Origin of the sequence: Paraburkholderia sp. MM5477-R1 (assembly GCF_050436385.1) — a bacterium.
In the GTDB taxonomy this organism is placed as follows: domain Bacteria; phylum Pseudomonadota; class Gammaproteobacteria; order Burkholderiales; family Burkholderiaceae; genus Paraburkholderia; species Paraburkholderia tuberum.
In genome coordinates this window covers 1,141,555-1,153,958 of the sequence record NZ_JBNDMC010000007.1, presented here as the reverse complement: position 1 = coordinate 1,153,958, position 12,404 = coordinate 1,141,555, and the positions used below count along the sequence as shown (strand labels likewise).

Below are 12,404 nucleotides of genomic sequence, written 5' to 3'. Positions count from 1 at the left end.
CCACGCGTGGCGGTTGCGTCGCCGGTTCGCGACGGCCTGACCGACGCCGAGTCCCGCGTGCGGGTGGCGTGCGAGCGGCCTGCCCCGCCGCTCGCAGTGCGCTTCCTGGCCGCCACAGGGCCGCCGCCTCACATCCCGGACGCTCCCACGCGCGCCGCGCGCCCCGAATCCACTGCGAAAGCGCGCCCCCGCGCCGGTATAATGTCGGACTTCGCAGCGGCGCCTTGCCCGAACCGGCAGCGCGCCTGTCGCAGGGCGACGTGGCTCCGTCAGCCAGCCGAAGCACGCCGTCGCGCGCCCCTCCGCGCGAGCGCTTCGCCCCGCCTGCCAAATCGCCTGTCCCGACCTGATTCCCGATCCCAATCTCGACCCAACGTTCGACCGACCATGACAGCCAAACTGATCGACGGCCTCGCCCTCTCCAAGACCCTGCGCGCCGACGTCGCGGCGCGCGCCGCCGCCCTGACCGCCCGCGGTCATCAGCCGGGCCTCGCCGTGATTCTGGTCGGCGCCAATCCGGCCAGCGAAGTGTATGTGCGCAACAAGGTGAAGGCCTGCCACGACAACGGCCTCGGCTCGTCGTTCGACCGCTATCCGGCCGATCTGCCCGAAGCCGACCTGCTCGCGCGCATCGACGAGCTGAATCGCGATCCGGCCATCCACGGCATTCTCGTGCAGCTGCCGCTGCCGAAGCACATCGACAGCCACAAGGTGATCGAGGCGATCGCGCCCGAGAAGGACGTCGACGGTTTCCACGTCGCCAATGCGGGCGCGCTGATGACGGGTCAGCCGCTGTTCCGTCCGTGCACGCCGTACGGCGTGATGAAGATGTTCGCGGCCTACGGCATCGATCTGAAGGGCGCGAACGCGGTCGTGATCGGCCGCTCGAACATCGTCGGCAAGCCGATGGCGCTGCTGCTGCTCGAAGCGGGCGCGACCGTCACGATCTGCCACAGCAAGACGCGCGATCTGGCCGCGCACACGCGCAACGCCGACGTCGTGGTCGCCGCGACCGGTCTGCGCAACATCCTGACCGCGGACATGGTGAAGCCGGGCGCGACCGTGATCGACGTCGGCATGAATCGCGACGACGCCGGCAAGCTGTGCGGCGACGTCGACTTCGCGGGTGTCAAGGAAGTGGCCGGCCATATCACGCCGGTGCCGGGCGGCGTCGGCCCGATGACGATCACGATGCTGCTCGTCAACACGATCGAAGCGGCCGAGCGCGAGGCGGACGCGGCCAAGGCGTAACCGCCGGGCGGTGAGCGCGAGGCGGAGTGAGGCGACTCATCTGTCTCGTCCACCGGGTCATCACCCGCCCTTCTCTCTCGCAGAACCACCGCCTCCTTACCGCGTCGCCGGATCCCGCGGCCCACGCCCTGCCCCAACGCGCGCCCAACGCGCCGCAACATCTGTTAATTTGTCAGCCGATGGATTGGAATCGGCGCCCCCGCCCCAATAATGTCCGTAGCCGGTGCCGCCATGCGCCGGGCGTCGAGCGACCCAGCACGAGACGGCACGCGCAAGCGCCGCACCGCCCCCTTCACCCGCGTCAGACAGGAAGCCTTATGTCCACTACCGCCACGCATCAAGACAACCCGCTCCTCGATTTTTCCGATCTGCCGCGCTTTGGCTCCATCCGACCCGAACACGTGACGCCCGCCCTCGACGTGCTGCTCGCCGACGCGGCGGCCGCCGTCGAGCGTGCCGCGCTGCCGGCCACGCCCGCGTCGTGGGCCGACGTCGTCGAACCGGTCGAGCGCGCCACCGAGCCGCTGTCGCGCGCGTGGAGCGTGATCGGTCATCTCAACGCCGTCGCCGATACGCCCGAGCTACGCGCCGTGTACGGCGAAAACCTGCCGCGCGTGACCGAGTTCTGGTCGAGCGTCGGCCAGAATCTCGCGCTCTACGAGAAGTACAAGGCACTGAACGCCAGCGACGAATTCGCATCGCTGAACGGCGAACGCAAGAAGATCCTCAGCAACGCGCTGCGTGATTTCCGTCTGTCGGGCGCCGAGTTGCCGGAAGACCAGAAGCCGCGTTTCGCCGAATTGCAGGAGCGCCAGGCGGCGCTGTCGAAGGCGTTTTCGGATCACGTGCTCGATGCGACCAACGCGTATGCGTACATCGTCGATGCGGGCAACGAAACGCAACTGGCGGGACTGCCCGAAGACGTGATCGAAGCCGCGAAGGAAGCCGCCGAGCGAGACGGCAAGACTGGCTACAAGTTCACGCTGCACTTCCCGTCTTATTTCCCGGTCATGCAGTACTCGGAAAACCGTCCGATGCGCGAAGCGATGTATCGCGCATACGTGACGCGCGCGTCCGAGCTCGGCGCGCAATACGGCAACGGCAAGACCGAGTGGGACAACACCCAGGTGCTCGCCGACGAACTGAAGCTGCGCGCCGAAGAAGCGCAGATGCTCGGCTACGGCAACTTCGCCGAAGTGTCGCTCGCGCCGAAGATGGCCGAATCGCCGGCGCAGGTAATGGCCTTCCTCGAAGACCTCGCGACGCGCGCGCGTCCGCATGCTGAGCAGGACTGGAAAGAGCTGCGCGAATTTGCCGCGAGCGAACTCGGCATGACCGATCTGCAGCCGTGGGACATGACGTTCGCCGCCGAGCGCCTGCGCCAGAAGCGCTATTCGTTCTCGGAAAACGAAGTGAAGCAGTACTTCCCGGAAGACGCGGTGTTCAAGGGCCTGTTCAAGGTCACCGAGACGCTGTTCGGCGTGCGCATCCGCCGCGACGAAGCGGCCGTCTGGCATCCGGACGTGCGCTTCTTCCGCGTCGAGAATCAGGACGGCGGCCTCGTCGCGCAGTTCTATCTCGACCTGTATGCACGCGAAGGCAAGCGCGGCGGCGCCTGGATGGACGACGCGCGCGGCCGTCACAAGCTCGCGCATGGCGCGGTGCAAACGCCGGTCGCGTATCTGACCTGTAATTTCTCGGCGCCGGTCGGCGGCAAGCCCGCCTGCTTCACGCACGACGAAGTGATCACGCTGTTCCATGAGTTCGGCCACGGCTTGCATCACATGCTCACGCGCGTCGATGAGCTCGGCGTGTCGGGCATCAACGGCGTCGAATGGGATGCGGTCGAGCTGCCTTCGCAGTTCATGGAGAACTTCTGCTGGGAGTGGGACGTGCTGTCCGACATGACCTCGCACGTCGATACCGCGAAGCCGCTGCCGCGCGAGCTGTTCGACAAGATGCTCGCCGCGAAGAACTTCCAGAGCGGCCTCGGCACGCTGCGGCAGATCGTGTTCTCGATGTTCGACATGCAACTGCATACCGGCTTCGACGCGAACGGCGCGAAGAGCGCCAACGAACTCGCGCGCGAAATCAACGAACGCTTCCACGTCGTGCCGCAAGCGCCGTTCTCGCGTTGGCCGAATACGTTCAGCCATATTTTCGCGGGTGGTTACGCGGCCGGCTACTACAGCTACAAGTGGGCTGAAGTGCTGTCGGCCGACGCGTACGCGGCGTTCGAGGAAGCCGCGCAAGCCGCGGGCAGCGTGCTCGATCAGTCGACCGGCATGCGTTATCGTCGCGAGATTCTCGAAGTGGGCGGCAGCCGTCCGGCGATGGAATCGTTCAAGGCGTTCCGTGGCCGCGAGCCGAATATCGATGCGCTGCTACGGCATAACGGCATGGCGCCGGGTGCCGCGCACTGAGCGATTGAAACGTCGCGATGATCGTTCGTTCGGCCTGGATGCGATGGCGCTGAATGAACGATGCCGATAGAAAAACCGGCGGTCTGCTCGCGCAGGCCGCCGGTTTGTCATTGATGCGCGAGATACGTCGCTACGCGCGATGCAGCTTGAAATCGACCTGCTCAGGCCGTCCTTCGAGCGATAACGACACGCTCTCGGCCGGCGCGCGGCCGACCACCCTGCCCCGGCTCACCACCACGAGCCGCGCGGCGCGCAGACGGATCGCCTCGAGCTCGTCGCGCGCATCGAGCACGACGAGATTGGCCGCGCATCCTGGCGCGATGCCATAGTCTTCCAGACCGAGAATGCGCGCCGCGTTCACGGTCACCGCGTCGAAACAGGCGTGCATGCCGTCGACGCTGGTCATCTGCGCAACATGCAGACCCATCTGCGCGACTTCGAGCATGTCGGCCGAACCGAGGCTGTACCACGGGTCCATCACGCAGTCGTGGCCGAACGCGACCGTGATGCCCGCGGCCAGCATCTCCGGCACCCGCGTCATGCCGCGCCGTTTCGGGTACGTGTCGCTGCGGCCTTGCAGCGTGATGTTGATCAGCGGATTCGCGATCGCCGCGACGCCCGACTCGCGAATCAACGGCAACAGCTTGCTCACGTAGTAGTTGTCCATCGAATGCATCGACGTCAGGTGCGAGCCGGCGACACGTCCGTGCAAGCCGAGCCGGTGCGTTTCGGCCGCGAGCGTTTCGATGTGGCGCGACAGCGGATCGTCCGATTCGTCGCAATGCATGTCGACGCGCAGGCCCTTTTCGGCCGCGTACTCGCACAGCATGCGCACCGACTGCGCGCCGTCGGCCATCGTCCGCTCGAAATGCGGAATGCCGCCGACCACGTCGACGCCCATGTCGATCGCGCGCTTCAGATTATCGAACGCGCCGGCGCTGCGCAGCAAACCGTCTTGCGGGAAGGCAACCAATTGCAGATCGAGATACGGCGCGACGCGGCGCTTCACTTCGAGCAATGCCTCGACCGCGAGCAGACGCGGATCGCACACGTCGACGTGGCTGCGGATCGCGAGCAGGCCGCGCGCGACCGCCCAATCGCAATACTGCATCGCGCGTTCGACCAACGCTTGCTGCGTAAGCTCGGGCTTCAGCTCGCCCCATAGCGCGATGCCTTCGAGCAGCGTGCCCGACGCGTTCACGCGCGGCAAACCGTACGACAGCGTCGCGTCCATATGGAAATGCGGGTCGACGAACGGCGGCGTGACGAGCGAACCGGCCGCGTCGATTTCGTCGCGCGCGCTCGCGGCCAGGTTCGGCTCGACGGCGACGATACGGCCCGCGTCGATGCCGATGTCGACTGGGGACTGGTGATGCGGGGACAGCTGGGCGGCACTGCGCGGCAGCGTCGCGTGGCGGATGATCAGATCCATGTTCGCTCCGGTTGATCGCGTTCGGACTCGCTACGATTCTATCGGCGCCAGAAAAATGCGGGCACCGATGCGTACCGGCGCGCAGGCCGAAATCCGTACCGGCTGCGCGCAATGCGACGCGCCTATACTCGCCGTTTCGGCCATGCATTGACGGAGCGTACAGATGAAAACGATCGGCGTGATCGGCGGAATGAGCTGGGAGTCGTCCACCGAGTATTACCGGCTGCTGAACCGCCACGCGAAGGCGCGGCTCGGCGGCCATCACAACGCGCGCAGTCTGCTGCTGACCGTCGATTTCGCGTCGATCGAGGCAAACCAGCGCGCCGGCGACTGGCACGCGCTCGGCGAACAGATGGCCGACGCCGCGCGCCAGCTCGAACGCGGCGGCGCCGATCTCGTGATTCTTGCGACGAACACGATGCATCGCGTGTGCGAATCGATCGAGCAGGCGATCACGGTACCGTTCCTGCACATCGCCGATCCGACCGGCGCGGCGCTGCGCGCGGCGGGCGTCGAGCGGGTGGGCCTGCTCGGCACGCGCTACACGATGGAGCAGACGTTCTATATGGGCCGGCTGCGCGAGCGCTATGGACTCGACACGCACGTGCCTGACGAGGACGAACGCGCGGACGTGCACCGCATCATTTACGACGAGCTATGCCACGGTAACGTGGCCGACGCGTCGCGCGAGGTTTATCAACGCGTGATCGAGCATCTGGCCGCGCGTGGCGCGCAGGCGGTGATACTCGGCTGCACGGAGATCACGCTACTGATCAAGCCGGAAGATTCGGTGCTGCCGGTGTTCGATACCACTGCGTTGCATGCGCAGGCGGCGGTGGAGTGGGCGATCGGGGCGGAGTGAAAATGGGCGCGGGGCTCTGGTTTTGCGCCGGAAGGAAAACAGATTCGCCTCCCTTTGGCGGTGAGAGAAGGCGCGAGTCGAAAGCGATAGATCGACGTCCCGTGCATAGACGTCGGACCGCACGGAACTGTGCGCAACTGGCTACAAGCCGATTATTCGCTCAGAACGCGCTGGATCTCGTCGAGAAAAGAGGCGGTTGTGTAGCCCCAGCCTTCGGGACGAAACCCCCTCCTGAACACCTGTTTGAAAGTGGCGTCCAGGTCACTCGGATGTTCGCTCCTGAACGAGTCAATTTCGCGAATCAAATTTTCATAATCGTAAGGGCTGTCTTTCCTGTAACACGCGACAATTTCTTGCACGTTCTCCCCGAACAGGTCGAAGTCCTGGCCGAAATACACATTAAAAATATGCTCCATTGCTGGATAGCGCTCGGAGTAACTCATTGATTTCTCATTCAAGGTAGGCGGTAAGGACGTAATATGGCATGCCGTTATAGGTTTCGTATTTCAGGACGACGAACACCTGGTTCAGGCGCGTGAGTGTGCCTGTTTCCCGCGTCACTCCATATCCAATGTCGCCTGAGACGACTTTGGTTACCATGATCGTCGCGCTTCGAGTCGAAGACTGCGCCCACGTCCTGATTCTTGCAGCATTGGCATCCACTGCTTCAGAAATGGCACGTTCGGCCTGCTCGAGATTTGTAAATGACGACACGATGTCTCGCCCGGACTCGCGTTTCAGCCGCTCCCTGAGCCATGCTTCGTCCTTGCCAACGTGCTTCTGGAGCGTGTGCCCTCCGAGCCCTGGATTGAGCGCTTTCGCCTCGTGCATTTGCAGATGGATCCGGCCCGTCCTAACGCTGGCCGCGCGTGCAGCCTTGATCGAGCCAGCAAAGCCGAACGGCACGGCCATATCGATAGACAGGCCGATCTGGTCTGCCATGTCAGGGCTGACCCGCATCGCCTCTGCCAGCTTCGCCGTGCCCTGCTGAGTCAAGGTGGCGGTATCGCGCCCTGTCCAGACCTGACGCAGGCCCGCCGCGGCCGTGTCCGAACCATGCGCCCCGAACACTACACACCCGGCCTTGCTTGCCATCGTCGGTTCGGGCAACACGCACAGCGCTGCCGCTCCAGCCATTTCAAGCACCCCGCCGACAACCTGCAAACCGCCCCACAGACGGTTGGAAAGCATTTCGGTGGGGTTAATCGAGTGGCGAGCCAGCACGGCCGACAGTTGCGGGGCGCTCAGCACCACGCGCACGCTGTCTGAATCCTGTTCATATGACGTCTGAAACCTACTCCTGGTCGTTGGGACGACCGCGCTAACCGTCGGCTTAGACATCGGATATGGGCGATGGATGATTCTTGCGTCCCATCGGTCAACGAAGATTCGGATACTGACTCGCGCTCGGCGAACGGATGACCAACGCCGCGCGCCAACTCGACAGCAGCGGCGCCGATCTCATGATCCTCGCGACGAACACGAGCCGGAAGATTCAGTGCTGCCCGGCTTCGATACCGCCGCGTTGCATGACGAGGCGGCAGTGCAGTGGGCGATTGGAGGAGAGTGACGATGGGCTCGAGGCCTCGATCCCGCGCGAATCGTGTTGCATCTATTCACGCGCGCAGCATACGCAGCGAGCGCCACAAGCAAAACGTAGCGCCGAAAGTCAAAAAGCCCGCATGGCTTGCGCGATGCGGGCTTTCAACAATGCTTTGGTTGCGGGGGTAGGATTTGAACCTACGACCTTCGGGTTATGAGCCCGACGAGCTGCCAGACTGCTCCACCCCGCGTCAGAGAAAAGAGAGTATATCGGATCGCTGACACAACGTCAAATGTTGGCGCGAAATACATATCGAGTGCGGTCGAGCAAGCGGCACATTCGCGCGGCGCGATGCGTCGCACGCGCTACGAAACATCGCAACGGCAAGTTGCACACTCCCCGCTCGCGCACGCGATAAGATGCGGGACTACCACGAATCGGAGCAACTGGCCGGGACTTCATTCATCGAGCCGCCCTCGAGCGGCTCGGCTTCGAAAACGAAGGCCTCGCGCGTGCGTATCTGAAGATCGACAGCGCGTGAGCCGATCATGTGCTGACATCGCGAATCAACTCGCGCGACTGACGCCGATAGCCATGCAAGCGCCGCAGCGCGCCGCGCGGCCCTTGCTGCGCGACCACCGCCACCGCCTGAAACGCGACCGGCGCAAACACCAGCCCGAGCAAGGTCGCCGTCACGACGCCGCCGAACACGCCCGTACCGATCGACCGGCGGCTTTCCGCACCGCCGCCGCTCGCCAGCACCAGCGGCACGACGCCCAGCAGGAACGCCGACGACGTCATCACGATCGGGCGAAATCGCGCGCCCGCCGCGCGTATCACCGCGCGCGTCAGCGGCACGCCGCGTAGGCTCAGGTCGCGCGCGAATTGCACGATCAAAATCGCGTTTTTCGCGGACAAGCCGATCACTGTGATCATCCCAACCTTGAAGTAGACGTCGTTCGGCATGCCGCGCATCAGCATCGCCGCAATGGCGCCGACTATGCCAAGCGGTACGACCATCAACACCGCGAGCGGAATCGTCCAGCTTTCGTATAGTGCGGCCAGCGCCATGAACACCGCCAGCAGCGACAGTCCGAGCAGCAACGGCGTCAGCCGCGCCGCCGCGCGTTCTTCGCGCGCCGCATCGACCCAGTCGAACGCGATGCCCGCAGGCAAGCTCGCCGCGAGCCGCTCCATCGCCTCCATCGCCGCCCCCGAACTGACACCGCTCGCCGCACGGCCGTTCAGATCGAGCGACGGATAGCCGTTGTAGCGCGTCAATGCGACTGGCCCGATGGTCCAGCGGCGCGTCGCAACCGACGACAGCGGCACCATCGCGCCCGACTGGTTCGGCACCGACAACGCCAGCAGATCGGTTTCCGTCATCCGCGTCGACGCATCGCCCGCCACCAGGACGCGGCGCATCCGGCCACCCGCCGGAAAATCGTCGACGTAGTACGAGCCAAAGGTGCTGCCGAGCACGTCCGCAATCCGGTCGAACGATAAGCCGAGCGCGTACGCCTTCGCGCGGTCCACGTCGAGTTCGATACGCGGCGCGTCGGGCAGATCCTCGAAATGAATCGACGCCAGCGACGGATCGGCCTTCGCGCGCTCGGCAAGCTGGTCGCGGGCGGCCTTCAACGCGTCGCGGCCCAAGCCACCGCGATCTTCGAGCCGGAACGTGAAGCCGTCCGAATGCCCGACGCCCGGCACCGACGGCGGCAATTGCGCCTGCACGTTGCCGTCGAGAAACCGGCTGAACGACCGGTTCAACGTGTCGCGCAGCGTCATCGCATCAACGCCGCGCCGGCCCCAGTCTTTCAGCGCGACGAATGACATCGCTACGTTCTGTCCGCTGCCCTCGAAACTCCAGCCGATCACGCTTGTCACGTTCGCCACCGCCGTTTGCATGCGCAAAATCGACTCGGTCTTTTCGACGACGGCGAGCGTGCGCGCCTGCGTCGCGCCGGCCGGCAACTGGATCATCACCTGCAGTTGGCCCTGGTCTTCGACGGGCAGGAAGCCGCCCGGCATCCGCCAGTACAACGCGCCGCACAGCAGCAGCAATACGGCATACAGCGCGAGCAGCGGCCCGACCCTGCGCATCGCGGCGGCCGTCATGGCCCGGTAGGCGCGCGACGCGCGATCAAAGCCCTGTTCGAAACGCGTCGAGAGGCGCGCGGCAACGCCACGCAAACCGCGTCGCGCGTCACGCTGACGGACCGATTGCGCAGGCGCGCTCAGCAGGTTCGCACACAACGCGGGCGTCAACGACAGCGCCATGAAAGACGACACCAGCATCGACGCAATCATCGCGACCGCGAATTGCCGGTAAATCCCACCGACGCCGCCAGGAAAGAACGCCATCGGCACGAACACGGCGGTCAGCACCGCCGTCACGCCGACGATCGCACCGCCGATCTGTTTCATCGCTTTCAATGTCGCGTCGCGCGGCGCCATGCCCTCCTCGTCCATCACGCGATGCACGCTCTCGACCACCACGATCGCGTCGTCGACCAGAATGCCGATCGCCAGCACGAGGCCGAACATCGTGAACACGTTGATCGACAAGCCGAATGCGTACATCGTGACAAACGCACCCATCAGCGTGACCGGAATCACCACTGTCGGCACCAGCGCGTAGCGCAGATCGCGCAGGAACAGCCACATCACGAGAAACACCAGCAAGATCGCCTCGGCCAGCGTGATCAGCACTTCGCGAATCGCAACGCTGACGAAGCGCGCGCTATCGAACGGCACCTGAACCGCGACGCCCGGCGGCAAACGGTTCGCCAGTTCCGCGAGCCGCGCCCGAATCGCGTCCGATGTTTCGAGCGCGTTGCCGCGCGGCCCGAGTTGAATCCCGACCGTCGCCGACGGCTTGCCGTTCAGGCGCGACCAGAACGTATAGTTGTCGCGGCCGATCTCGACCCGCGCGACGTCGGCAAGCCGCACTGCCGAGCCGTCGGGGTGCGCTTTCAGCACGATCTGGCCGAATTCCTCCGGCGACAGCAACTGCCCTTTGACGTTCACCGACGCGCTCAGCTGCTGGCCGTCCACCAGCGGCGCGTCGCCGAGTGTACCTGCCGCGACGCTCGCGTTTTGCGCGGCAATCGCGGCGTTGACGTCGGACGCGGCGAGGCCGAATTCGCGCAGCTTCATCGGATCGAGCCAGACGCGCAACGCTTCGTCGGCGTCCCACAGTTGCGCGGAACCGACGCCCGGCGCGCGCTTCAGTTCGCGCATGATGTCGCGGCTGAGGATGTCGCTCAGTTGCGCGGAATCGCGCGTGCCATCGGTGGATGTCAGCGCGACCAGCATCAGGAACGTGTTGGCGGCCTTGAAAACGCTGATACCCTGCTGCACCACCTGTTGCGGCAAACGCGGCTCGACCTGCTTGAGCCGGTTCTGCACGTCCATCATCGCGATATCGGGGTTGGTGCCGGGCGCGAAGGTCGCCGCGATTTCAAGGTTGCCGAGGCCGTCGCTGGCGGTTTCGTAGTAAAGCATCGCGTCGGCACCGTCGAGACTTTCTTCGATGACGCTGCCAACGTTCGCATCCACGGCTTCCGTCGATGCACCCGGATAGACGGCGTCGATCACGATACGCGGCGGCGCGAGTCGTGGATATTGCGCGACCGGCAGTTGCGTCAACGCGAGCGCGCCCGCGATGATTACCGCAAGCGCCAGAATCCACGCAAAGACCGGTCGGTCGATAAAAAAGGCGGCCAAGGCATGCTCACGCGTGTGGGTTCGGTGCGAGCGCGACCGGCGAAGCGAACACCGGCGCATCGGCGAAACGGGCCATATGGAATGCATCGACCAGCTTGCCGTCGCGCATCGCGAACGCTGGCGAGCGTCCTTCCTCGACGAAACCGAAGCGCTGGTACAGAGCGATCGCGCGGTGGTTGTCGACGAACACGGTCAACTCCAGCCGACGCAGGCCGAGCAGCGTATCCGCGCACTCGACGGCCGCCGCGAGCAGCGCCGTGCCGATGCCGCGCCCGACGTAATCGTCATGCACGCAGAGACCGATTCCCGCGCAATGCGCCATCCGGTGCATGTGCGGCAACACGTCGATCATCCCGACCACGCGAGCGCCCGCCTCCGCGCACAGTCCGAGCGTGTTCGCGGGCATTTTTTCGAGCCAGCTCCCGACCGTCGCGTTCGAGCGATACGGCGTCTGCAACGTGCCATGCCGCGCGCCGGGGCAGTTCATCAACGAAGTGATCGCGTCGAGGTCGGACGCTTCGCGGGCGCGGATAATCACATGCGCCATGTCGGGTTTCAACGAGACGTTCATACGGTCGCCTCGATTTCCGCTTGCAGATGACCCATCGGCGCGCGTAAGCGGCCCATGAACATCGAGTCGATCAGCATGCCGTCGCGCAGCACGGCGCCGCGAAAGGTCGCTTCGTGCGAAAAACCGAACTTGCGATACAGCGCAATCGCGCGATGGTTATCGGCGAACACATTCAGCTCGAGACGGCGCAGCCCGTACCAGTTGTCGGCGGCATCGATCAGTTCGGCCATCAGCCGCGTGCCGACGCCCTTGCCCTGCCAGTCGTCGTGCACGCTGATACCCAGCCAGCCGCTATGCGCGCGACGCAGCGCGCCCGGATGCAGATCGGCCGCGCCGACCAGCGTATCGCCCACCAGCGCTGCAATCGCCATCGACGGCGCCGCGAGCTTCGCGAGCCAGCCTTGAGTCTGCTGCAAGGTCGGATACGGACGCATCGGGTTCTGGCGCATCACACCGGGGCATGAACGCAGCGCGTGGAATTGCGCGGCGTCGTCCGGATGCAGCGGCCGAATGCTCATCTCGACCGGTTCGGCCCCGAACCGGGTCGTGCTCTCAAATATTGTCTTTGGTTCTGTCATTGTTATGGCGTT

Annotated in this window: 9 protein-coding genes and 1 tRNA gene; 3 read left to right on the top strand and 7 right to left on the bottom strand. The window is 64.9% G+C overall.

Features of this window, described 5'->3' with window-relative positions:
* Window positions 1–387: 387 nt before the first annotated feature.
* Window positions 388–1,251, top strand: coding sequence for a bifunctional methylenetetrahydrofolate dehydrogenase/methenyltetrahydrofolate cyclohydrolase FolD (gene folD, locus OKW35_RS34245; RefSeq protein ID WP_184057354.1), 864 nt, complete (start codon window positions 388–390; stop codon window positions 1,249–1,251).
* A gap of 317 nt (window positions 1,252–1,568) precedes the next feature.
* Window positions 1,569–3,674: a M3 family metallopeptidase gene (locus OKW35_RS34240; RefSeq protein ID WP_184057356.1), complete on the top strand. Its 2,106-nt coding sequence runs from the start codon at window positions 1,569–1,571 to the stop codon at window positions 3,672–3,674.
* Between the two features lie 130 nt (window positions 3,675–3,804).
* Here OKW35_RS34240 and OKW35_RS34235 read toward each other — a convergent pair whose 3' ends face one another.
* A complete protein-coding gene (locus OKW35_RS34235) occupies window positions 3,805–5,106 on the bottom strand; it encodes an amidohydrolase family protein (RefSeq protein ID WP_429554412.1) in 1,302 nt (433 codons plus the stop codon).
* A gap of 163 nt (window positions 5,107–5,269) precedes the next feature.
* Here OKW35_RS34235 and OKW35_RS34230 point away from each other — a divergent pair, with 163 nt between their 5' ends.
* Window positions 5,270–5,968 carry an aspartate/glutamate racemase family protein gene (locus OKW35_RS34230; RefSeq protein WP_429554411.1) on the top strand — a complete coding sequence of 233 codons (699 nt, stop codon included), beginning with the start codon at window positions 5,270–5,272 and terminating at the stop codon, window positions 5,966–5,968.
* A gap of 152 nt (window positions 5,969–6,120) precedes the next feature.
* On the opposite strand, the gene OKW35_RS34225 is transcribed toward OKW35_RS34230, so the two are convergent.
* The 6 genes from OKW35_RS34225 to OKW35_RS34200 form a co-directional block, all read right to left on the bottom strand.
* Window positions 6,121–6,411, bottom strand: coding sequence for a contact-dependent growth inhibition system immunity protein (locus OKW35_RS34225; protein WP_184057361.1), 291 nt, complete (start codon window positions 6,409–6,411; stop codon window positions 6,121–6,123).
* Between the two features lie 7 nt (window positions 6,412–6,418).
* Entirely contained in the window at window positions 6,419–7,228 is an 810-nt protein-coding gene (locus OKW35_RS34220) for an RNase A-like domain-containing protein (RefSeq protein ID WP_429554410.1), read from the bottom strand.
* A gap of 456 nt (window positions 7,229–7,684) precedes the next feature.
* Window positions 7,685–7,761 (bottom strand) — tRNA-Met (locus OKW35_RS34215).
* 296 nt (window positions 7,762–8,057) lie between these two features.
* A complete protein-coding gene (locus OKW35_RS34210; RefSeq protein ID WP_429554409.1) occupies window positions 8,058–11,243 on the bottom strand; it encodes a multidrug efflux RND transporter permease subunit in 3,186 nt (1,061 codons plus the stop codon).
* Window positions 11,244–11,250: 7 nt separating this feature from the next.
* Window positions 11,251–11,814: a GNAT family N-acetyltransferase gene (locus tag OKW35_RS34205; protein WP_184063943.1), complete on the bottom strand. Its 564-nt coding sequence runs from the start codon at window positions 11,812–11,814 to the stop codon at window positions 11,251–11,253.
* The gene (locus OKW35_RS34200) at window positions 11,811–12,332 is read right to left on the bottom strand and encodes a GNAT family N-acetyltransferase (RefSeq protein WP_429554408.1); all 522 of its coding nucleotides are present in this window, start codon (window positions 12,330–12,332) and stop codon (window positions 11,811–11,813) included. The genes OKW35_RS34205 and OKW35_RS34200 overlap by 4 nt, the downstream gene beginning before the upstream one ends.
* Between the last annotated feature and the right edge of the window lie 72 nt (window positions 12,333–12,404).